The sequence below is a fragment of the Vibrio hepatarius genome, from assembly GCF_018860525.1.
Lineage (GTDB): Bacteria > Pseudomonadota > Gammaproteobacteria > Enterobacterales > Vibrionaceae > Vibrio > Vibrio hepatarius_B.
On record NZ_JAHKPM010000045.1, the window covers coordinates 17,144 to 38,774 of the forward strand.

Annotated in this window: 22 protein-coding genes; 6 read left to right on the forward strand and 16 right to left on the reverse strand. The window is 41.5% G+C overall.

Annotated features, from left to right (window positions below; translation table 11 throughout):
* Window positions 1-14 precede the first annotated feature (14 nt).
* The gene (locus KO511_RS13260; RefSeq protein WP_215987892.1) at window positions 15-1,058 is read right to left on the reverse strand and encodes a sensor domain-containing diguanylate cyclase; all 1,044 of its coding nucleotides are present in this window, start codon (window positions 1,056-1,058) and stop codon (window positions 15-17) included.
* Between the two features lie 177 nt (window positions 1,059-1,235).
* Here KO511_RS13260 and KO511_RS13265 point away from each other — a divergent pair, with 177 nt between their 5' ends.
* Window positions 1,236-1,811 (forward strand): nucleoside triphosphate pyrophosphohydrolase family protein, encoded by a 576-nt coding sequence (locus KO511_RS13265; protein ID WP_215987893.1) that lies wholly within the window; start codon window positions 1,236-1,238, stop codon window positions 1,809-1,811.
* A 68-nt stretch (window positions 1,812-1,879) separates the two neighbouring features.
* Here the strand turns inward: KO511_RS13265 and btuD are convergent, their stop codons facing one another.
* The 3 genes from btuD to KO511_RS13280 form a co-directional block, all read right to left on the reverse strand.
* Window positions 1,880-2,629, reverse strand: coding sequence for a vitamin B12 ABC transporter ATP-binding protein BtuD (gene btuD / locus KO511_RS13270; RefSeq protein WP_215987894.1), 750 nt, complete (start codon window positions 2,627-2,629; stop codon window positions 1,880-1,882).
* Window positions 2,616-3,611, reverse strand: a complete 996-nt coding sequence (gene btuC, locus KO511_RS13275) for a vitamin B12 ABC transporter permease BtuC (protein ID WP_215987895.1) — start codon at window positions 3,609-3,611, stop codon at window positions 2,616-2,618. Before btuC ends, btuD begins: the two co-directional genes overlap by 14 nt.
* A gap of 101 nt (window positions 3,612-3,712) precedes the next feature.
* Complete coding sequence (locus tag KO511_RS13280; RefSeq protein WP_215987896.1) at window positions 3,713-4,741, reverse strand: succinylglutamate desuccinylase; 1,029 nt, start codon at window positions 4,739-4,741, stop codon at window positions 3,713-3,715.
* 734 nt (window positions 4,742-5,475) lie between these two features.
* Here KO511_RS13280 and KO511_RS13285 point away from each other — a divergent pair.
* The 3 genes from KO511_RS13285 to KO511_RS13295 all read left to right on the forward strand — a co-directional run bounded on the left by KO511_RS13285 (window position 5,476) and on the right by KO511_RS13295 (window position 8,593).
* Window positions 5,476-6,135, forward strand: coding sequence for an NAD(P)H-binding protein (locus KO511_RS13285; RefSeq protein ID WP_215987980.1), 660 nt, complete (start codon window positions 5,476-5,478; stop codon window positions 6,133-6,135).
* Between the two features lie 164 nt (window positions 6,136-6,299).
* Window positions 6,300-7,673: an L-cystine transporter gene (locus KO511_RS13290; RefSeq protein WP_215987897.1), complete on the forward strand. Its 1,374-nt coding sequence runs from the start codon at window positions 6,300-6,302 to the stop codon at window positions 7,671-7,673.
* A gap of 254 nt (window positions 7,674-7,927) precedes the next feature.
* On the forward strand, window positions 7,928-8,593 hold the full coding sequence (locus KO511_RS13295; RefSeq protein WP_215987898.1) for a substrate-binding periplasmic protein: 666 nt from the start codon (window positions 7,928-7,930) through the stop codon (window positions 8,591-8,593).
* Between the two features lie 576 nt (window positions 8,594-9,169).
* Here KO511_RS13295 and KO511_RS13300 read toward each other — a convergent pair.
* The gene (locus KO511_RS13300) at window positions 9,170-9,349 is read right to left on the reverse strand and encodes a hypothetical protein (protein ID WP_215987899.1); all 180 of its coding nucleotides are present in this window, start codon (window positions 9,347-9,349) and stop codon (window positions 9,170-9,172) included.
* A 264-nt stretch (window positions 9,350-9,613) separates the two neighbouring features.
* On the opposite strand from KO511_RS13300, the gene KO511_RS13305 reads away from it, so the two are divergent.
* Entirely contained in the window at window positions 9,614-9,934 is a 321-nt protein-coding gene (locus KO511_RS13305) for a helix-turn-helix domain-containing protein (RefSeq protein ID WP_215987900.1), read from the forward strand.
* Here KO511_RS13305 and KO511_RS13310 read toward each other — a convergent pair.
* From KO511_RS13310 to KO511_RS13330, 5 genes are all read right to left on the reverse strand, one after another.
* Complete coding sequence (locus KO511_RS13310) at window positions 9,924-10,217, reverse strand: hypothetical protein (protein WP_215987901.1); 294 nt, start codon at window positions 10,215-10,217, stop codon at window positions 9,924-9,926. The two genes, KO511_RS13305 and KO511_RS13310, sit on opposite strands and share 11 nt — an antisense overlap.
* Window positions 10,218-10,402: 185 nt before the next feature.
* On the reverse strand, window positions 10,403-10,771 hold the full coding sequence (locus KO511_RS13315; RefSeq protein ID WP_215987902.1) for a hypothetical protein: 369 nt from the start codon (window positions 10,769-10,771) through the stop codon (window positions 10,403-10,405).
* Window positions 10,772-12,031 carry a hypothetical protein gene (locus tag KO511_RS13320; RefSeq protein WP_215987903.1) on the reverse strand — a complete coding sequence of 420 codons (1,260 nt, stop codon included), beginning with the start codon at window positions 12,029-12,031 and terminating at the stop codon, window positions 10,772-10,774.
* 425 nt (window positions 12,032-12,456) lie between these two features.
* A complete protein-coding gene (locus KO511_RS13325; RefSeq protein WP_215987904.1) occupies window positions 12,457-13,287 on the reverse strand; it encodes a DUF2971 domain-containing protein in 831 nt (276 codons plus the stop codon).
* A gap of 80 nt (window positions 13,288-13,367) precedes the next feature.
* Window positions 13,368-14,651: a hypothetical protein gene (locus KO511_RS13330; RefSeq protein WP_215987905.1), complete on the reverse strand. Its 1,284-nt coding sequence runs from the start codon at window positions 14,649-14,651 to the stop codon at window positions 13,368-13,370.
* A 568-nt stretch (window positions 14,652-15,219) separates the two neighbouring features.
* Here KO511_RS13330 and KO511_RS13335 point away from each other — a divergent pair.
* Window positions 15,220-15,603, forward strand: a complete 384-nt coding sequence (locus KO511_RS13335; RefSeq protein WP_215987906.1) for a GNAT family N-acetyltransferase — start codon at window positions 15,220-15,222, stop codon at window positions 15,601-15,603.
* Here the strand turns inward: KO511_RS13335 and KO511_RS13340 are convergent.
* The 6 genes from KO511_RS13340 to KO511_RS13365 all read right to left on the reverse strand — a co-directional run bounded on the left by KO511_RS13340 (window position 15,581) and on the right by KO511_RS13365 (window position 21,492).
* Window positions 15,581-15,790 carry a MarR family winged helix-turn-helix transcriptional regulator gene (locus KO511_RS13340; RefSeq protein WP_354668164.1) on the reverse strand — a complete coding sequence of 70 codons (210 nt, stop codon included), beginning with the start codon at window positions 15,788-15,790 and terminating at the stop codon, window positions 15,581-15,583. The genes KO511_RS13335 and KO511_RS13340 overlap by 23 nt on opposite strands.
* 159 nt (window positions 15,791-15,949) lie before the next feature.
* Entirely contained in the window at window positions 15,950-17,188 is a 1,239-nt protein-coding gene (locus KO511_RS13345) for a site-specific integrase (protein ID WP_215987908.1), read from the reverse strand.
* Window positions 17,188-18,159, reverse strand: coding sequence for a hypothetical protein (locus tag KO511_RS13350; RefSeq protein ID WP_215987909.1), 972 nt, complete (start codon window positions 18,157-18,159; stop codon window positions 17,188-17,190). The genes KO511_RS13345 and KO511_RS13350 overlap by 1 nt, the downstream gene beginning before the upstream one ends.
* Window positions 18,159-18,362 (reverse strand): hypothetical protein, encoded by a 204-nt coding sequence (locus KO511_RS13355; RefSeq protein WP_215987910.1) that lies wholly within the window; start codon window positions 18,360-18,362, stop codon window positions 18,159-18,161. Before KO511_RS13355 ends, KO511_RS13350 begins: the two co-directional genes overlap by 1 nt.
* Window positions 18,346-18,726, reverse strand: a complete 381-nt coding sequence (locus tag KO511_RS13360; protein WP_215987911.1) for a phage tail protein — start codon at window positions 18,724-18,726, stop codon at window positions 18,346-18,348. The genes KO511_RS13355 and KO511_RS13360 overlap by 17 nt, the downstream gene beginning before the upstream one ends.
* A gap of 24 nt (window positions 18,727-18,750) precedes the next feature.
* A complete protein-coding gene (locus tag KO511_RS13365; protein WP_215987912.1) occupies window positions 18,751-21,492 on the reverse strand; it encodes a phage tail tape measure protein in 2,742 nt (913 codons plus the stop codon).
* Between the last annotated feature and the right edge of the window lie 139 nt (window positions 21,493-21,631).

A 21,631-nucleotide genomic window follows, 5' to 3' on the forward strand; every position in this document is an offset into this window, starting at 1 on the left:
GCACGTCATTTATCTTAACTCGTGACCGTTATAACACGATCACGTCCCTGCCTCTTCGCTTCATATAGAGCGGTGTCCGCTCGATCGATTAAGTGCTCAAGAACGGTTCTTTTACATTCTAAGTCCTTTTTTTTGCCAAAATCGAAGTGGCAAACACCGATAGATATGCTGATTGGATCCCTATCTAAGACAACCTCTGATACAGATTGACGGAGTCTTTCAAATATTTTATCCCGCTCATCAACATCACGCTCAGGCAGCCAAACCACAAACTCTTCCCCACCAAAACGAGCGATAAAATCCATGTCACCAAGCCTAGACCTCAAAGCTTGAGCGGTTTTTTTGAGCACATCGTCGCCCACTTGATGACCATACTTGTCATTAACCTTCTTAAAGTGATCAATATCTAACACCGCTATTGAGCCTTTTCCGTCGGCCAATAACATTCGTTCTATATCTAAATGGATCGTTTTAAACATGCATCGACGATTAGCAACTCCGGTGAGTGCATCATGAAAAGCCTGATATTCCAGTTGACTATTAAGCTCTCGCAAGCGATCTTCTTGTTTGCGTCGGATCAACTCGACTTCAATCCAAGAAGCCATTAACTTCAATGCATCAATGTCAATATCTTCAAAAGATCTTGTGTGAGGTCTTGCAGATGAAAAATTAAGTGTGCCAAAAACCTCATCGTCAATAAAAATAGGAACGCCAATATATGACTCAAGCCCAAAAGCTTCATAAGCAGGGTGTTTGGCATATTTATCGTCTTTTCCCATATGCTCAATAGCGACTGGAGTGAATGAGCTACAAGTTATTTGGCAGTATGTTGAATGGTAATCAAATATGTCACCGGGATTTAATTCGACATCCTCCGGAGTTATGCAATACAGCACAGTGTATACGTCTTTCTCGACACGTGACAAAATACCAATGTCAAGGTTGAATCGCTCTAGACCCAGCATAATCAATTGAGTGATTTGTATGTCAAAGCCTTTCTGGTAATCATTGGTGATCTGGTAAAGACGACGGATCACCGTTTCGCTTGTTGCAACCATCTCATTTCCTATTCAGCTGCCATTAGAGATATGACAACTATCAATGTCATTATCAATAGATTAGCATATGTCAAACAGCATAGAGGGCTCATGCGTTATTTATTTTGTTACTGCAATAGAACCTAGAGAGGGGCTTTGGTAGTATAAGGCAACTATAATCGAATTCTGGTTTCATTCATGTTCTTATCTAAGCTCACTCAAGAAGTTTTCGACCACCTTTATCGCGATATTACCGAGTTTCGCACCACGTTTGATTTGCCCGTTGCTAATCCAGAAACGTTAGATACTAAAGCCGACACACTGCATACCTCTTTAGCAATCGAAGAGTTGACAGAGCTTGCTGAAGCAGATAGTAAAACTGAACAAGCTGATGCCATTGTTGATACCGTATATGTACTAATGGGACGGTTGGTCCACTTGGGTGATCACACGCTGGAATCAAATCTTTCTATCACCTATCTTATCGACTTATTGTTGAATGTTGCAGTAAACAGAGGCATTGACTTTATATCATGTTGGGATGAAGTTCATTCAAGTAATATGAGCAAAGTATGTTGCAGCGAACAACAATATGCTGATACAGAAGCCCATTACGCTCAACAAGGCATCAAACTAATGGCCGTCCAGAAAGGCGATTATATCATCGCAAAATGTGCTGAAGACTTTATCTCTGAAGCAAAAACTATACGCCAAGGCAAGGTACTTAAATCTGTTTACTATCGTCCCGCTGATCTTTCTCCATTGATCATCTAAACGGATTACTAACCACCTCAGTTTTCATGACCGTGATATCTGAGGTGGTCCAAATCCACATTTTTTATTCAGTTAAAAATCAACACAGGTTGTTCTTTAAACTGAATTTTTTCAACACTGGCTTTAAATACCCGAGATAATTCTTCAGCAGTGCACACCTTTGCCACTGATCCGTATGACTGCATCACCCCATTATCTAACAGCAAAGCGTTATCGGCATATTTAAGAGTTCGGTTCAAATCATGATTGGACATAATCACCGAAACGCCCTTATCCGCTAACTTACGAATTAAGCGATATAAAAAGACTTCTTGCCCTATATCTAATGACGCGGCTGGCTCATCTAAAATAAGAAGTTGAGCGTTAGGATTGAGCGATGGCCAGATCTGCAAACATATCGCACATAACCTCACTCTTTGCCATTCTCCACCAGATAATTGGTGTATTGAACGATGAAGTTTATCCGTAATTTCAAGCAAGTCTGTCAATTCTTTCAACGCTTGCTCTGCGTCAGCGTTTACTTTGTGATGCGGTAGAGACAGTGATAAGTAAAATGAAACATCAAGGTTAAACGCAGGGTGAGAACTTTGGCTTAAAAATGCTCGATTCATTGCCAAGACTTCCAGTGAGCTTTCCCCTACATTTACATCATTCATCAACACATCACCTTCAAAATCTAGTAACCCAGCGATAGATGTCAGTAAAGTGCTTTTCCCGCTTCCATTTGGCCCTATTACATGCAGTACTTCACCCCTATTAAGACTAAAAGACAGCGGCAGTATTCGTGAGCCTACTGATAAATGATCAACGCGAATCATGATGTTTTATTAGCATCCAAATAAAAACTGGAGCTCCTATACTAGTAGTTACTACACCCAGTGGAAGCTCTGCTGAGTCTAATGTGATACGGGCGATAATATCTGCGCACACAACTAAAGTAGCTCCCATTAAAGCAGAAACAGGCAATAAGTAGCGATTTCCTGCTCCCAGAGTCAACCTAACTATATGCGGAACGATTAAACCGACAAAACCAATTACACCACCCAATGCAACAGCACCTCCGACTAAAATAGAAACGGCAACAATCAATTTCCATCGAATTGAAGTCACATCTACGCCAAGCTGCTTGGCATGTTGCTCCCCCATCATCAGCTTATCAAGCATTCGACCTTTTAGACATAACCAAGCCAAAACTGGTAACAAAAACAAAGTGAGAACGTGATGGTACCAACTGGAGCCACCGATACCACCCATTAACCAATACATGAGTTGTCTCAAACTTAAGTCATCACTAAAATAAAATGCCCAAGTCACAATCGCCCCAGTGAGAATGCCCAAAGTAAAACCCACCAACAGTAAGCGAGTCGTCGTCAGTTTCATCATTGTCGCCACACAAACCAAAATCAGAGTGAATAGCAAAGCACCGATAATGGCAGCAACCATGAAACCTACAGGTGTAGCCCATGTTGGCCACAAGAATAATAGCATGACCATGACAACGCTAGCTCCTCCTGACACCCCTAATACTCCAGGTTCAGCAAGGACATTTCCGAGTAGCACCTGCAGCACTCCCCCTGAAACAGCTAACGCACTACCAATGACTATTGCAGCAAATAATCTAGGAAGCCTTAATTCGATGACCAATTTTTTTTGGAACATCGACAATTCAGAAAACGGTGAAATAAAAACATCACCGACCATCAGATGGAGCGCAGACACGCAAATAAGAATGGAGCAGATCACCAATGCATAGCGCTTCCAGCGAATATGTTGGCGATCAAGTAGTTGGGTTAAATACATTCGATTAGAGCTTTACAAGCTAGTATGGCTGAGTATACGTGATAATCGCTCAACCATACCTTGAAGCGGCTTAAATAGAAAGCATCGATTGAATAGGTATGTTAATCGTAGACGAGCTGATCGGCTTCAAAACGAATTTTAACTGGGCACACCATAAGTGCTGCTCTTTGTCCAATCACTACATGTCGATTTGGAAAAACAATCGCTTCACCTTCATTTTTTGCCATCAATGGTTTATCGCCATCATGACCAAAAACCTCACCATGTTTAAATGCCGTGAAATTCTCCACGTCATCATCAAAGAGAAAATCAAAGTCATCATGAAGTCGAACGATAGTCCGACTTACACGATACATAACCGGAGGACGGGGTATATGCTCTGATTCACTCGAGGCAATCAGATCTCTCGTTGCCAATTCAAATGCAGCGAGTTTATCTAAGGCATTGTCTCCAATTCTAGCCACTTTCCCAAGTTCTACGGTAAGAGCCTGTGCTGCATAATTTTCGGCACTATACCAGCTAAATGTACTAGAAGGCGCATTGGAAAACATCATGGCATCTAGATGAGCGCTTGCTGAAAAATCCATCAATTCTTTACTTCGTACAGGATGACGAGTTTTAGGGCTAACTCCAAATGTATAATGTTGCGAAGATCGGATCGCGCAGTGTAAATCTAAGTGCCAACGGTTATCTTGCGGTGTGTTGTGATAAAAAGAACTAACTATACGTTTAAGGTTCTGCGCAATAGCAAGTTCTTTTGTTGGTTGATATTCTTTTTCGTCAAATAAACGATTTAAGTTCATTTCAACAAAACGGGTATGAGCATTTGTCGACTCAGGGTGAGCAATGATAAATAACAAACGCTCTTTTACAGGTTGAAACCCTGTTTGGATATCCAAAATAACTTTATCTATTAGCTCCATAGGCGCAGTTTCATTACCATGGATACCAGAGGAAAAGATAATATGTTTGCTGTTCTCGTCCAACTTAGGCGGGATGACTTCCAAAATTCCACGCTCATGGAGCTTAAATAGGGTTCCATTAGCAACGGTCATCTCACCAGATAACATAGGTTGCTCTAAATCTAAGCTGTCAAAAAGAAAAGATTGGCGAAAGAGGGTTTTCGTCATGCGCTACTCCTTTATTGCACAGCAAGCATGTTAATAAATTGTGTAATTAAAGTATGTTGACATGATCTCAGTTATTAAAGAGAAAAATCATGTTTAACTATAAAATTTAGCTTTGACACTCCAAGCAGAGCAATTATAGAACGACTCATTTCCCATAAATGATAATTTGCCAGTTGGATAGTAAACAAACTTATTGTCAATCATATCATATTTCTGGTGAATTTAACTTTGAACATAGCGAGATTAAGAATATAAATTCTATGTCAAATCAAGTTATAAATCTTTGCTTAAACAACGAAAAGATGACCTTTTTATCATTATAAAAATCAAATTGACAAGAAAAATGAGTCTTTATCAAAATTTTTGCTATCTTATTAAGTGGATACAAGTTAGTTAGTTTGTAACCTATTGAAATGTATAATACGACTAATTTGATGGCATGAAGGCTGCTTGTTTTGCTGGGCAAAGTTTGATATTGCATGGAGGTTTGTATGTTTGCCAATCAAAAATCAAAGAAACAGAAACACCCTAAATCAACTCCGAAAACGCTAAAACGCGTTCCTTTTTCACTCACTTAGCGACTGTCGTATTCAAAGGCCTCGGTGGTCGAGGCCTATAAAACTCGCAACCTCAAAGGTGGATCACAGATTTTTATAACTTGATAGTAGATTCTCTACCAATCTAATGTGGTATTGAGGACATGGTCATTGTCTGAGAAAAACGAGCGTGCAATTATGATTGCTGGAACAACGGGCTTAATCGGCACCGAGCTTTTGAAACAGATGCTAGAAGCACAGCCAATCACACATATATATGCATTGAGCCGTCGCTCTATTGCCTTTTTTCATCCAAAACTCGAGGTCATAAAAGATTCCCAACTGCAGGTAAAAGACTGGCAAACGGAAAAACCCTCTCCAAAATATGGTTTTATCTGCCTTGGTACAACCATCAAGCAAGCAGGATCTAAGCAAGAACTTGAACGCGTTGATCATCACTTAGTATGTGAAGTTGCTCAAACGATGAAACTCCTCGGCGTAACTCATATTGCTATAGTTTCAAGCTATGGGGCTTCTACTCATGCAATTTCTCATTATTTACGATGTAAAGGGAAGATGGAAATAGCGATAGAACGTATGGGCTTTGAATATATTACGTTTGTTAGGCCAGGTCCTATTGTAGGTTTAAGAGATTCACCACGCAAAGATGAAGCTGTGATTCAATTGGTACTTAAATCCGTCCGCCCATTGATGTTTGGAAAACTGGCTAAACTGATCCCTATTCAAGCAAGCGAAGTGGCGAAAGCAATGCAGTATAGCCTGTTCTCTAACTCTAAATATAGAATCCGAACACTAGATAGTATTCAAATGAGAAATCTAATCAACCAATACCAATAAGCGAGATATTTTTCAACTCTGTAAAGAACTGCGCAGCTCTTACTAGCAAATAACTATTTGTTATATATGATATCTAATTTTCATTTCATTGCTACTTGGCAAATCATTATCGTTCAATACAGCATCAAATACTGTCATCATTTTTTTAATAAAGGTTAATTTCTATGTCACTTATATCTATCGCTTCTTTGGCGATATTTGTCGCCATTTTATTTTTTATTATGCGGCAGCAAAACAAAAAACACAGCTTGCCTAGGTTGGTGCTTCTCGGTTTGGGTACGGGAAGTACATTTGGACTTGTAATGCAACTGGTGTTTAACCAGAATCCTCAGGTTATCAACCAGACGCTTGAATGGATAAACATTGTTGGTAGCGGTTATGTAGGCCTGCTGAAGATGGTAGTCATGCCTCTTGTTTTAGTGTCGATGATTTCTGCTGTCGTAAAATTAGAAAAAGGAGGCTCACTGGGTAAAATCTCTGGCTTAACCATATCAATACTATTGGCAACAACTGCAATATCTGCGCTAGTCGGTATCATGATTACTCAGGCCTTTGGTCTGACTGTGCAAGGCCTAGTTGAAGGCACAAGAGAAACCGCCCGTATTGCAATATTAGAAAATAGAGCTGGAACTGTCAGCGAACTGACTATCCCGCAGATGCTAGTTAGCTTCATCCCGACCAATCCATTTGCAGATCTCACAGGGGCACGTTCAACATCAATTATTGCCGTGGTGATCTTCGGCGTTCTTACTGGCATTGCAGCCCGTAAAGTAATGATGGAAAACCAGGATCTAGAACGACCGATAAGCATATTTGTCGATGCTACTCAATCTATCATCATGCGTCTTGTTAAAATGATTATGGCCTTAACACCTTATGGTATCACTGCACTGATGGCAAAAGTCGTCGCAACCTCCAGTGCCAATGATATTCTCAACCTGCTCGGTTTTATCATCGCATCTTATGTCGCTATCACTCTAATGTTCGTTGTGCATGGCATTCTGGTTTCCTTTGTAGGTGTCAGCCCCAAGAGCTACTTTCAAAAAATTTGGCCAGTCCTTACATTTGCGTTTACTTCTAGAAGCTCTGCGGCAACCATCCCACTTAACGTAGAAGCTCAAATCAATAAGCTGAACGTTCCACCAGCGATTGCTAACCTGTCGGCATCATTTGGCGCAACCATTGGGCAAAACGGTTGTGCGGGTATCTACCCTGCCATGCTCGCTGTAATGGTCGCACCAACTGTAGGTATTGACCCCACTGATATTCATTTTATCGTGTCTCTAATCTCGATAATCGTTGTGAGTTCATTCGGTATCGCTGGCGTTGGTGGAGGCGCAACTTTCGCAGCCCTTATCGTGTTGCCAGCAATGGGCCTTCCAGTCACGATTGCTGCATTGCTCATATCAATTGAGCCTTTAATTGATATGGCTCGGACCGCCTTGAATGTCTCGGGTGCAATAACAGCAGGTACCATTACCAGCAGGCTGATTGGTAAAGGCTTCAATGACGAAGAGCTAGAAACACAAAAAGCTTAAGTTGAATTTAGCAACTTGTGAGCCTCGAATCCAATCTTCGGGGCCTTTGTTTTAAGTTTATATATGGCTTGTTTACCCTAGATACAATGCTGATTGTTCAAATTTGGCCTATCCTCGATAATAGAACCTTTACTTAGCCCTTAACGATACTGTTTATTATGCTCCGAACGCTTTATGTAACAGCATTAGTATTACTGTCCTTTGTCTCGAGAGCTGGTCTGCCACTGTATGACCCGTGGGGAGAACTCAAGTTTATGACCGAAGAATACCCTCCCCTAAACTATATCGATGCTAATGGGAATTTAACAGGGCTGTCTGTTGAAGTTTTATTAGGTACCGCCAAACATGCCAAGTCGGGGCTCAGCCGAGAAGATATCTTCGTATTACCTTGGGCTAGAGCTTATAAGGCCACACTAAAGAGAAGAGGTCGAGTTCTATTTGCCACATCGCGAAAACCTGAACGAGAGAATTTATTTTTATGGGTAGGCCCTATATCAGAAGGTACGCCTTCTTTCCTCATTGCCAGAAAAACAAGTAACATTAACATTGTTTCAAGTAAGGATTTAATGAAATATCGCATCGGTGTAATCAGGGGAGATAGCTTAGAAAAACGTGTCGAGAAGTTAGAAATCCCTAACGAAAACATCATACGCTCACACGACCCAGAGCTACTTGCTGAGCAACTTATCAAAGGGCGTATCGATTTGTGGGCAACAAACTGGACAGGCGCTAAAACTCTGTTAGAAGAACTTAATATATCAACGACGTTAATAGAACCAGTATATAAATTCAAATTCAATGATAACTACTTCGCAGTAAATAAAACCACCCCTATTTCAGTTGTAAACAAAATGCAAACTGCCCTAGATGCCTTTAAGAAAACCCCAGAGTACCAGTTGATCGTCGAGAAATTTAAATAGTAATACCACTTAAACTCGCTGCCCCTGGAAGTGCCTTTCTGCCACATATCTAGGTATCAAAATTACAATTATTGGAAATCCATCACTAGTCGTATCCCTTAACTAAAAAATACAACCTCACGCCAGAAAACAGCGGCCTTAACTAATCAACTGATATACAATAGATGCGGTGAAGAATCATAAATAGAGCAATAAAACATGAGCAAAAAAGAACAACCCACATTCTTCTTCTTCGATTATGAAACCAAATACTTAAGTTACTGATTTAAAATAATTTAAAATCAAAATCCAGAACATACAGACGCAAATAGGACACATGTTTTCAGTAAGTTTTATCAATTTCCCCACAAACTACCGTTAATACCCCGATGCTACCAACATCGGGGTTTCACCGTTTATAGGGCCACAAAAATATCACACCTATCTTGCAGCTCTTATCTAGTAAGCTTTTCCTAGTTGGATTTAGTACTCCTTCTTTTTATGGGTGTAGATATGGTGTCGTTATACAGTATTTTTCCAATACTAAATTCAGCTTGTTTTCTTCATAAAAAATGGCTCTCTAAGAGCGCCCACAAACTACGTAAATTTACTCAATTTTGAGAGCACCCAGGCTAAATAAGCAATACGCTCTGCCCTCGCAGCGATATCATGATAGCCGCACTCCGTCGACTGATCATGTAACTCTGAAGCCATAGTGCTCAAGTGTCCAAGCCCTAATTCAATATCGTCCAAATTAACTACTACTCTGTTGATCATTTTTGTACATCCTAGCTTTTCTTTCTTATTACTGACTAAAATAATATTGTTAGGTACTAATTTTAATAATAATTATCCTAATTGTAAGAATAGCTCTAGTTAGTAAGTAATTGATATTATTAATACTATTAGAGAGATTTTACGAATGGAAGAATAATTCGTTTTAAAATTAATTTACTGGGTTACGTTCATGTTTTATAAGTTGTACGCCATATATGGCTTATCTACTGATACACAACGCCACATTTGACGAGAAGCACTAGAGTGATATCATCCATTGTGGCTGTTTTACGCCGTTATAGAGAACAAGCCGAGATAACTCAGCAAGAGTTATCAGAGAAAACTGGAATTAAATTAAGAACCCTTCAAAGGTTTGAGACGGGTAAAACTTCGATGACCATTGCCCACATGGAGCTGTACATGAAAGCTTTGGATATCACTTTGCTAGATTTAGCGGTAACGGTTCAAACTGGTAGTTATTCAAAGACAGGACAAGTAGAAAGTGCGGCTAAACTATTGCCGAGAGATGCACAAGAAAAACATTTACAGTTTCTGATATCAATCGGTAAAGCACTCAAGAAATAACATTTGCTTCACCTGTTTTATAAGATTGAAAGCGCAACGTTTCAGGATAAGCATCCATCCAAAGAACTCTGTCTGCATCAAAAGCTAATTGCTCTAAACATGTTTCAACATAGCCTTTGTACTCACAGCACATAACGCTTACCACTGTATCATCAGAAAGTGATTCATTATCAAGATAGCGATATTCGCGAGAATATTCTTTTGCAATTGCTTCGAGTGGTGAGTTGGCCTCGACCAAAAAGTAACTGAACCAGTTGCTGATACAATATAGATTTGTAGCCATACTAAAACCTCGGTAGATAAAATACCAATGTAGACTTTGGACAATTCGAACCTTGTCAGTGATTTTGCTAATTTAGCAAGTTATGAATAATAACAAGTATTGCAAATTGAATTGTGGAGAGCTAGCGCAAGCCAAAAACTTGCACTACCTTAAACAACTAACTTTGATTTGAGTTAAAAATCAAATCAAAATGAAAGACCTAATCCTCTCTCAAGAAATGCTAGAAAAAAAACCATTATCCAACTCCAAAAGCCCAAAGCATTCCACCACATAAAAGCCTTAAATTTTTTAGAATTCGTTTTTTCACGATGCCTAATAAAAGGATAAGCAATACAATAATTAGTAAACCGACTCCCTACATCCCAAGATGCTTGATACTTCGGTCGCATATAACCTTTATCGTCGTAATACTTATTCAAATCTTTAGCTAACTGTTTATCTATGAAAATAATGTGTTTAAAGCTACCTAACGAGATTACAGGCAATACAAGCACTGATGGAAAGCACCAGACAATAGCAATAACACCGAAAACAGCTATCAACCAATCTAACATCTATTCATTTCCCCAAACGTCTTCAACCTTTTCATAAATAACATCAGCCCCCCATTTACCAGCGGTCGAACCAGCCACACCACCGACAGCACCACCAACAACTGTTCCTGCAATTGCAGCAACAGCAAGTACAGGAGCAGAAGCGGTTACGCCAATAATTACAGCAAAACCAGTGACAGATGAGACAGCTACCCCTGCACCAACAGTTCCACCTTGCGCACCTCCTACAATTCCACCAATAAAGCCAATAACTTCACGAGTCGTTGTCTTACCACAATCCCCTTGACCATCTACCTTACAGGCTTCGTAGATGTTATCTATTCCACTGACCGCACCGACCATTAAGCCTATGTATCCCAATCCTCTCGCAGCTGAAATGCCAATAGAAATATTGCCGATACGCTTACCTAAATCTTTCACAAAACCTGTCTTTAGAATTTCATCCGCGTTGTGAATTACCGATTTGGTGGACAACTTTAGATTGCGCTTGATTTGCGCATAAATTGGGAGTTTAACGCTACGTTTAGACAGCATGGCAAATGAGCCATCAAGCTTTTTAAATAGGCCCGCACGTTCAGAAACAAAGGTTCCGTAGTTGACCCCGCCTGTTCTGCTTGCCATCGCTACTTGAGCAGCGTACAAATCATTTATTTCTAAAAGCACGCCTTGGATGTTTTTCAGATTCTGCTCAACAAGTGCCGATGTAGTCCCAACACCTGTAGAGACCTGTGCATAGTAGTCCGTAGGTAAACCATCAGTCCGAATTCGTTCGTCGAGTTGATGCGAGAACAACTCAAAGTGCCGGTTTAGAGTATCGACTTCCTCATCGAGTAGCTTGCCTAATTCCTTACTCGCAATCTTGGCTTGCTCAAGCCATTCATCAAAGAGCTTCTTATCTTCTGGTGTTTTGGGCTCTGTTGTAGGAAGAAGCACAATCTCACCCTCTCGAACAGGCTCGTTAAGGTGTGAGTTACAGCTTTTGATATACTGTTTTTGATCTTCTTTAGTTTCAGCAGTAAACAAACTTGCCCATAAAGCCTCTTGAGGTTGCGTGGTTGGTGCCTGCAACCAGCCAAGTTCAAAAACTCGTGCTGCCTTCTCGCGCTCAGCAATAACCCGTTCACGGTTCTCAGCCCAACGTTTCTCATCCTTCTCTGTAAAGGTTAATTCTTCCCTGCGCTGTTGCCGGTGACGTGCCGCTCTTTCTCTTGTGGTTTCTTGCCTTTCTTCAGGGGTATATGGGAAAGATTTATACCGCATATGAATTCTCTTATAGAAAAAATAAAAGCGATGATACCAATAGTTTCAGCTAGTTATCATACCTAATAAAGCATTTTGATGCATTAACCAACGAAATAGTCATTTTGACTACTGAAACGCTCAAAGTAACTCTTTGCACTTAGTCTTAAAGAGTAAATATGGGTAGAGGTTGTGCGCGTTAACATAACCAGAGTGGGTTCTGATTATGACTTTTGGACAATTCTGTGTCAGTGGTTTTGCTAAATTAGCAATTCATGAATAACTACAGGTATGGAAAGTCACTAACTTGGTGCCATGCGTGAATAGACCAGTTCAAGGCGCAATGCCCCTCGATCATCATCGAATAATTTACTTAATAAAATGGCTTCTGGCTTGTTCAACACTCGGGATTTAACGTTGGCTGCGCAACGCTTAATCCTTATTTGTTATATTTTTTCTGCGACGATCTCATAACAGGTTTTATCAATAGATGTTTTATAAACTTCAACATGTGGGAAGTACTCTTTTGCAATCGCGAGAATAACTTTTTGCTTACTCTCAGGCATTTTGCATCCGAGATAGATGCGCTCTAGAGCATCTGGTGAGTACTTATGAAGACCGCGTACACTGCTTATGAACCTGAACTCACCCTCATATTTCCATTGCAAATGCTTAAACTGCACTGGAGCAAAATACGACTCGTCAGTGTTATTCATATAGGTAAATGGATTTACTTTATGAGTAACATCAGAATAATCAACTTTGCAGTGTCCAATTTTACTCTCTGAGTTATGACTTCTAAATGAATCCAGTAACTTTGTCGCTGAGAACTGCAAGCAGAATCCAGTAAAACTTACAGCATAATGAGCCCACATTAACATATTCTTGTAATGCTCAGGCTCTTCGGGAATGTCCAATGAAGTTGAAAATATATTCAGTTTTCCAAGTGTTTTCTCTTGTTGGCTCTGAATCAACTCTATCGCTTCGTACATTTTTTTAACGAATAGATCACGATTTTTGTCATAAATATCTTCAGCCATTTGCTTAGCTTGGGTTGTTGATTTTGACAGAGAATGCTCTATTTCTTTAGCTCCAATCTCTTTGAATTTCGCAATATTCTCCTCTTCCTTTTCCGAAACTACATATTCGAAAGATAGTTCGAAGGGGTCATTAAGTGAGTCTACGTCTGAGAACCAAACGCTTTGGTCAGCTAATGCAGACAATGAGTTCTCATTAAATGATGCAAATTTGTATAACTGATCTGTTGGAAATTCCATTTAATCCTCTAAAAATATAACGCCTTGCTCACTGGAAAATTGGAAGCGAAGCGAGTAATTTTTCCGCGTGCAGCAACTTCTTAGGTGCTGGCATTACTTGGTTTTGATTTTGCTAGTTTTTTAGGATCTATTTCAATCGATGAGTCACCCGCTTTTAATTTTACTGTAGACGCACTACCCATTAAGGCTGATGCCAGTTGATCTGCTGGGTGATTCAGTGGATCTATCTTTTCTTTTTCTTTAGAGAATAGGTTGTTCGACAAGCTCTCCAGCAACTCAGGCGGTATAGCAGTGCCTTTTGCATCTTTCCACTCCAAGCTTGTCTCAACTAGCCAACTTGCTCGCTCCATATCAAGCTCAAAGTGTTTAAGTTCAAATTCAGACTGCGAGTGTATCTCGAACCAACGATTCATCCAACGAATCATAAAAATAACCGAACCAATCGCGCCAGCGGAATAAATTGCCTGTTTTATTCCCGCTATGATTATTTTGTTTATGTCATCACCTTGAAGAACATCGTAAAACTCTTTAACTGAAACGGAACCTAACGCAACGAAAATTACTATAAGGCCAAGCATAGCTATAGCAATTGGTGTTCTAAGCTTATTTGTACCCTCGGTAAGGCTAAACTTGGTTTGTCTTGCTTTGATTTCCTTGAGGATGTCTCTACGAATTTCTCTTCGAGCATGAGTGTTGCTACTGTCATCTAACTCTTTTCTCTTTTTCTCTAGCTCGTCAACTTCTTCTTTTAACGCCTCTTCTTTAGCAAGATACTCAGCCTCAATCTGTTTTCGTTTTTCTTCAGCGGCCTCTTCAGATTTATCTACTTTTTCGCCGAATTCTCGATCTAACTGAATTCTGTAGTCATGAGTACTCTTTACTAGGTTCTCATTGAGAGCTTCCAGCCTCTCAATATTTGAAATATGTATTGCGTTGAATTGCGCTTGTTCATCGGTAGTACCAGATGAGGACCTTTTAGGATCGAACGCCTTTAGCTTTCGGTTAATCGTAGTAACGATTTCGATCGCTGTTTCAAAGTCCATAGTGGCACTATTGTTTTGACGAAGTACAATTTCATCAAATATCCCAGACTTATTTTGTGACTGATAATTTCCACCTCGATGAAAAGATATATTTAGTCCTGGCTGGTTCATTGATACTGTTTCGATGATAGCTGAGTTCTTTTTTATTAGGAGATCAAATACTTCCGGAGTTTCACCATTTAGATCAACACTACCAATAGAGTTAAATCCAAGTGTTGAAATATTTATCTGGTTGTTATTAGTATGTTTCGCCAGCTCTTTGAAACATCCAATGATGGATTTGTCTGCCGCCCTAGGGACTTTTATTATTTGATCTGTCACATTTACTCCTTAATTGTGAAAACCCGAAGGGCACCTAACATTTTAATATCGTGCAGGCACGAATTCACACTTTCAGCATATCCCAAACTCATTGCTTAACCAACTGAAAAATAAGCATATAATACAGTATAAATCCGATTTTTCAGGTGCAAGCCGTGTAAACACACATTGCTTCCTATTCAAGGCACGTTATCACTGAAGAACTTCCATTTAGTTATCGACTATTCAATAGCTTAGAAACACGTTAAACAACGTATTCGAATATAATAGGGTCAAGTCTTGCTTCTTGTTACCCATGAGTTTTTCTATATCAAATCTACCCGATGACCTTTATTCAAACTCCGGCTCGTAGCGCAGAATGGGGCAAATCTAAGTTAGCTCATGAAATTAAACATTACAAGCATAGCGTTACGCATCACGCTGAGCCTTAAAAAACCATATAGTTCAACATACCGCACCTTGGTGGTGGCGACTTAGGAACCTGATAAATTTTTATTTCACGAGGGTCACCCTCGTTTGCTATCCTGAAGGGCTAGAAAGAACCTAAAACCCTATAAATCAGACAATTATGGTCACCAGTTCAAAAAATAGATTAGAAGTGCATGAACAATGCTATGTGTTGGAAGCAGGTTATATGGAGCCGTTTTGGGACTTTACTCTATCTCTCACGGATCACCCCAAAAGTCTCCTATACCTGAATATCGAAGTACAAGATAAAGTACTCTACATTGCAGACCTATATATTTATGACGAAGAAGGTCGCTCTAATGGCTTAGGAACAGCAGTTTTGTCACACGCAATCAAGTTAGCTAAAAAAAATGGTTTTTTGAAAATGTATGGGTATTGCACTCCTGGAATTAACAACAAAGTTCATAACTTTTATAAGCGCCTTGGTTTTGATATCGATAAGGAAGCGGGCCGTCTAGAACTCAACTTAATAGACAATAACTAAATTCCACCCCTCCAAACGATCGGCTATCTCTTCTCCTTAAGAGATAGCCTTTTTCAACCAGCCCTTTTAGCTGCGTACTAGTAAAGCTGGGTGATAAATCACATCGGCCTGAAATTTGTGATGCTGTCACACTTTCCCCCTTTTTGATCGCATCAAGAACTTTAAGCTGAGTTTTGGTTGGCTTCACTCGTACCACCTGATGAGGACAATTGCGCGCAGCGGTTATAAGGGCCTCGTTTATTGGTGCATTTGGGTATAAAAACGACATGACAGGCTTACCCCCTGTAATTAAGAATTGAAATTGAGTTTAATCGTTGATCTGAATGATCAATTTAGAATGAAATGTTTATTGAAAATCAGCCCTAAAACAGCTTCGCCAGCAATTTTTTAGCCACGAATGGTACGTTTTAAGCGCCGATAGTTTCTGAAGTTCCATGTGCGTGTGAATGTAAGCTTGATCTAACTTACCCTTAGCATGATTGAGCAACGTTTCAGCGACTATATAATCCACCCCAAGATCGGCCCAAACGGTACGTGCTAGTTTACGTAAATCATGGGCGCTCCATTGCCCTTTACTGATTTCACGAACCATTTCGCTTGCCTTAGTCGAATGTATGGCCTGTTTATCTCTTTTTGTCAGAGGAAAAACATTATTGCCCTTGTAGTAGTTCGCCAACTGCCAATCTTTAAACGCTCTTAGCAAAGCTACCATTTCATCCGTTAGCGGGTAGACTATCTCTTTTTTCGTTTTTGTGTATTGCTTGGGAATAGTCCAACGCTTTGTCGCAAAGCAGATGTGCCTCCACTTTACCTGCCGCGTTTCACCAATCCGAGTACCATGGGCCAACATCATTAAACATAGCATTCGACCAAAGGGATCGGATGATTGAAAAGACTCAACCGCCCAAGGCGTATCACCCGGACGAAGTTTGCACCCTTTAACTTCAACTTTGGCTTTGACGAAATCGGTAAACTTCATATCACTAAGCGGATTTGAACCCAAGAACCGGAGCTGCTTCGCCTTATTGAATGCTACTTTCACTGTTTGAAACAAAGTACGCATGTAACTGGGTGAGTAGTGAGACTCCCGCAATACCTTCATCAAACGCTTTTCCATCACTCGATGGTCAAAGTCTGCAATCTTTACTCCTTCTAGGTTGTAGATTAAGTGCTTCTCACACATCGACTTAATAGCAAGTAATCTAGCACGATCTAAGATTTGAGCTTTCATCTCATAGTCCAAATACCACTGAAGTAGCTCACCTACAGTGTCAAACTCATTAAAAACTGAACGTTTGCCCGTTGCAAGATCTGCGACATACACATTAAGCACATCGAACACATGCACAGAAGATAGATTGGGATATTTGCCGATAGTATGACCTTTTTGCTTTCCCCCTCGATATTCCATATACACCCAAGAGCCTTTGCTCCGATCTTTGGAATAACGCAAGTACAAGGAATACCGTTCATCTTTCAACTGCCTTATACCAGGCACTTTGGCATACTGCCGGATTTTGGCATCTGAGGTTTTACACTTCACTGTTTGAGCCATTAACGCATTAGAATTTAAACGAATACCCATTATACCCCCGTTAATGTCGCTTGAATTGTCATGGTTCTGGCCTGTTTGCCTTGGCCGTTGAACTGAACTGAATCTATTGAGCAAGTGCCCTGATAGAGCTTTTCGAATGTTTCATCCAGAACAACAATACCTTCAGCAAACGCAGCGGCGTTGGCAGGTGCGGTAATGTTGACCTTTCGGCCTTCTCGTAAGATACGCCTTAGCTCTGTTAAGCAGGCCTGCTCAGCTTCCTTCTTGGTATCAAAGTCTTTACCAAGTTCTTTAAAAGGGGCACTACCTGTTTCAACCGAAATCCGCTTACCATCATCAGTAGAAAGGTAGAATGCTCGAACACCATCAAAATCTTCACGGCCATCAAGATCGATCTCTACATTCACAAAATTGGGTAGCTTAGGATTGTTGCCTGAAGGAAGTGACAGCGTAATCGTTTCTATTGCCTTTCCGCTTGCACTGTTTACCTCCCCTTTTGGGGCCATCACGTACATTGAACCAATAGGCTTAGCGACTGCATCGAACTTTTTCGCTAAACGATTCAAAAAAGCCGAGACCCCTTCATCCGTTCGACCAATGTCGATTTTGATATTTTGTAATTTTGGATGGACAAAAACCGAATAGCCGTGTGGCAACAACACATTCTGCATGATCTTTGCCAATGGTGCGTCATGCCAACTGCTAGATTTCTTAGCGCGGAAACCATCGTTGTCAATTTTGTTAAACGGGGCCACAGACAGCACTAAAGACACTTCTTTTGGGCTTAGTTTGGCCTTGCGATTACTGATCTGAAACTCATCACGGAACACATCACCAAGGTAGACCTTATACTTTTCACCTTTTGGTGGAATACCTGTAATCCCCTCAGAAAAAAGGGACAGCGTCAAGCTATCCCCTTCTGTTCCGTTACCGTCTGTGAGTGACCAGTTTTTTAAACTTGCTATGATCATCTCTGAATGTTTGCCGACAAGTTTGAGCATTAGTTCCAACTCCTTGTTACTGATTGTTTGCGCGAACTGGTGACATTTTTTGGTAACGTCACTACGCAATCATGTGGAAAGATATCAACCCGAACGTGAGGGTTAAGGCGATAGAACTCCGCCTCTACCTCATCGCTGTCCGAGCCAACTTTTTTAAGTAGCAGATCGGTGATTAGCTCACCCGCTTTAGCTGGTACTTGCACCGCGTTTCTCCAAGAACTGAATGCTAACTTCGGTTTTCATCGCCTTACCGTTATGGACCAAACTGGTTTTCACCTCCTCGATAGATGAGATAGTCCAACGGCCAAGGTTGTAGCCGTCTCCATCACTCACTTGCTGCGGCTCATTCAGCAACTTGCGAATACGATTTACGGCATCGGCTGCTTTTGGCCGTGTCCATGTAGCAGATAGAGCAAGTTTACTGAGCGCCGATCCGGTCGGTTCTGAATCGGCATCGTCAATCAATGCGGTTTCGGAGTAAGAGCCGTAATCGGTACGAGCTAAGCGAGAAATAGGCGTTCGGTCTTGAACAGAGAACACCTCATCACCGACAACTAAGTGGTACATAAGACCTCCAATGGATTTATATGATTAGGTATCGATGTATGAAACGGATAACGCCTCTTCAACGGTAAGGCCAGGTACTTGAAGTGATTCTTCTAGTTGGCGCTTTACTTCCATAGCGATCTGCTCTGCATCCATACCGGGTGCGGCATGTATTTGAATAGGTGCATTAATTTTTACTGGAGGAACCGCTTTTGCTGCGGCTTCCTTTTTACGGTTCTCAGCTAAGCGAGCTTCTACTTCCTCAGGGGGCATCAGTTTGTTTGGTGAACCCGGTGTAAGGCCGTCACCAATCCAGCCAGCTATTGAACCTCCGAAAAAGTCACCGGCTAACGAGCCCGCTAACCCACCAACCAAAGTGCCTACACCGGGAAATATGGCCGTACCCAAGGCCGCTCCTGCTGCAGCTCCACCTAAGCCACCTAACAATCCACCTCCTTCTTCAATGGCCCCTTTGGTATCACCACCTGCTAGAGCACTCGCAATATTGCCTGCAGAGATCGCCATAGACAGTGGCCTTAGCAACTTGCTCAGCCCAAACTTTCCTGCGCCTTCGGCAAGAACACCACCAATATCAATCGCATCTTGCGCACCGGCCACCATAGGCATCATGGCTAAACCGCCGCCAGCCATAGAGAGAGGGATTGCTCCGCGGTTGCCAGTAAATACAGATGAGCCCAAATTAATCGCTTTGCCCAACAAACCTTTTGAACGTGTGCGCGCCCTTCGCCCCCGTTTTGAACGCTTACGCGCTTCGCTACCAAGGCTTCCTGAACGACCGCGAGAACCAACGTCATACATAGCAGCATTCATTTTGCGGATCTGCTTAGTCGCAAACGCAGCGGCCTTACCATTAGCCTTTGTCTCACGCTCAAGTCCATTACGGAACAGTTTGCCTTTATCAATAGAGTTGCCGAACACTAATGAGGCTGCCTTTGCCGCGAGCATTGCACCTTTAAAGGTGATGAACCCCGCGGTGCCAAGAGCAATGGCGGTAGTAACCTTCTCATTAGCTTTGGCGAAATCTCCTAACCAATTTGTAGCGACTGTTGCGGTATCAAGAACATTATTGAAAGTCGGCAGCAACGCATCACCAAATACTACGCTCAGCCTGTTTAAGCTATTCAAAAATTTATCAGTGTTATTTTCAGTAGAACTTATGCGAGTTTGAAATTCTTCTTCAAAACCACGCATGTGATCTTCGGGAGATAATCTTGCTGTAGCCAAAGCCTTCTTGAACAAATCAGTATTTTTGATCAACGAAGACGCTGCCCCTTTAACTTCCTCACCAAATATTTGACTAACTGTTGCTCCTTGCTCGGCAGAATCAAGCTGACCAATTGAGTTAAGAACCTCCATCAGAGTCCCAGACGCATCCTCTTGCATCATTTTTGCTAACTCTTCCGGGGAATAGCCTATTTTGGCTAAACCTTCACGTTGTGAAGAGGTAGCAGCAGAGCCAGTAGTTAAACGTCCAGATATGTTCTTTACCGCTGTTTTAGCAACATCTTTTTGTGCTCCTGTAGCTAAAATTGCAGTTGTAAGCGCTTCACCTTCTGCTTTGTCAAAACCAGCCATCTTTAGCATTGAGCCTTGAGCAGCAATAACATCAACTATATCGCGACCTTTAGCATTAAAATTATTAGAAAGCGTGTTTGCCATTGCGATCGCTTCCATGGACTCATCATGAGTCCAACCCGATGAACTGCCTACAGCAGCCAACTTTTCACCAGCCTCCCCACCTTCAAGGTCTAGAGCTACACCCATTTTTATGGTGTCTAACGTTATTTTTTTTGCCTGCTCGATATCTTGCACGCCACTTTGAAATGTGGCTGTCATCATGGCTTTTATTTCTGAATTGCTCAGACCACCACCTTGTTCCGATGCAGCAACTCTCAGAGACCAATCATCTAATGAGTTTATTGATCGTAACCGCGCCGCGTCTTCTGGGTCTGCATTTATCACTTTTTTCATATCAGCGAACAGTGACTCATTCTTAACCGCAGACCAAACACTGGCACCTATCGGTGCAGCCTTGAACGCTAAACTCGTTGCCTCACCACCGATCTGGCTAAGCTTGGCTTTACGGCTATCAATCCTATCGGTGATCGCTTTGCGCCTTTGCAAGTGCTCATTCTGCTTTGCAATAGCTGCAGTCGCTTCTTTGGATTGCTTCTCTAATCTTGATTGTTCAGTAGTAAGCTTTTTGGTATCAACACCCGCTTTTTTCAGCTCACCACCAAGACGACGTAAAGTATCTGTTTGGCTAACCTGCTTATCACTTAGCTTGGTTACTCGTTTGGTCGCGTTCTTATAAGTTTGATTAAGCTCAGAGGTACGAACCTTCCCCTCAGCCATTTTGTGGTTGAGTGAATTAAGGCGATTAGTGGCAGAATCCAATTCGTTCTGAATCTTAATCGCGCCATCGCCAGAGACTTTCTTTAGCTCATTATTGAGGGACTGGATCTGCTTTTCTGTCTTCTTGTACTCAACAGATAGCCCACGAGTGTGCTGTTTATGCTCTTCCTGCTCTTGAGAAAGGCGAGCCACATCGTCTGCCGCTCGTTTGTACTGCTCGCGAGTTCGCGTTATCGATTTGATCGCGGCTTGATAGCCCTCGACTCTCTTTAAATCACTATTAACCTGCTTGATTTCATTGCGTTGCTCGGCAATAGCAGCGGTTAAGCGCTCAGTCGCAGAGGTGGTAGAGAGTATATCTTCAGCGCCCTTTACGACCGTATCGAGCACTATGCTGATTTTTTCAGACATCTTTATTGACCCCAAGCTTCTCTAAGATGAGGTGATAACGACGCACCGCAACATCTTGCGGCCACTTAAGCAGCTCGCTCTCGGATGTATTGCGGTACATGGGGATATAATCGATCAGTGCTTCGACATCCTCAGCCGC

Excerpts from the sequence above, each read along its gene's own strand:
- KO511_RS13260 (WP_215987892.1), bottom strand. The coding sequence starts at position 1,058 with ATGGTTGCAACAAGCGAAACGGTGATCCGTCGTCTTTACCAGATCACC.
- KO511_RS13265 (WP_215987893.1), top strand. The coding sequence starts at position 1,236 with ATGTTCTTATCTAAGCTCACTCAAGAAGTTTTCGACCACCTTTATCGC.
- btuD (WP_215987894.1), bottom strand. The coding sequence starts at position 2,629 with ATGATTCGCGTTGATCATTTATCAGTAGGCTCACGAATACTGCCGCTG.
- btuC (WP_215987895.1), bottom strand. The coding sequence starts at position 3,611 with ATGTATTTAACCCAACTACTTGATCGCCAACATATTCGCTGGAAGCGC.
- KO511_RS13280 (WP_215987896.1), bottom strand. The coding sequence starts at position 4,741 with ATGACGAAAACCCTCTTTCGCCAATCTTTTCTTTTTGACAGCTTAGAT.
- KO511_RS13285 (WP_215987980.1), top strand. The coding sequence starts at position 5,476 with ATGATTGCTGGAACAACGGGCTTAATCGGCACCGAGCTTTTGAAACAG.
- KO511_RS13290 (WP_215987897.1), top strand. The coding sequence starts at position 6,300 with ATGTCACTTATATCTATCGCTTCTTTGGCGATATTTGTCGCCATTTTA.
- KO511_RS13295 (WP_215987898.1), top strand. The coding sequence starts at position 7,928 with ATGACCGAAGAATACCCTCCCCTAAACTATATCGATGCTAATGGGAAT.
- KO511_RS13300 (WP_215987899.1), bottom strand. The coding sequence starts at position 9,349 with ATGATCAACAGAGTAGTAGTTAATTTGGACGATATTGAATTAGGGCTT.
- KO511_RS13310 (WP_215987901.1), bottom strand. The coding sequence starts at position 10,217 with ATGGCTACAAATCTATATTGTATCAGCAACTGGTTCAGTTACTTTTTG.
- KO511_RS13315 (WP_215987902.1), bottom strand. The coding sequence starts at position 10,771 with ATGTTAGATTGGTTGATAGCTGTTTTCGGTGTTATTGCTATTGTCTGG.
- KO511_RS13320 (WP_215987903.1), bottom strand. The coding sequence starts at position 12,031 with ATGCGGTATAAATCTTTCCCATATACCCCTGAAGAAAGGCAAGAAACC.
- KO511_RS13325 (WP_215987904.1), bottom strand. The coding sequence starts at position 13,287 with ATGGAATTTCCAACAGATCAGTTATACAAATTTGCATCATTTAATGAG.
- KO511_RS13335 (WP_215987906.1), top strand. The coding sequence starts at position 15,220 with ATGGTCACCAGTTCAAAAAATAGATTAGAAGTGCATGAACAATGCTAT.
- KO511_RS13345 (WP_215987908.1), bottom strand. The coding sequence starts at position 17,188 with ATGGGTATTCGTTTAAATTCTAATGCGTTAATGGCTCAAACAGTGAAG.
- KO511_RS13350 (WP_215987909.1), bottom strand. The coding sequence starts at position 18,159 with ATGCTCAAACTTGTCGGCAAACATTCAGAGATGATCATAGCAAGTTTA.
- KO511_RS13360 (WP_215987911.1), bottom strand. The coding sequence starts at position 18,726 with ATGTACCACTTAGTTGTCGGTGATGAGGTGTTCTCTGTTCAAGACCGA.
- KO511_RS13365 (WP_215987912.1), bottom strand. The coding sequence starts at position 21,492 with ATGTCTGAAAAAATCAGCATAGTGCTCGATACGGTCGTAAAGGGCGCT.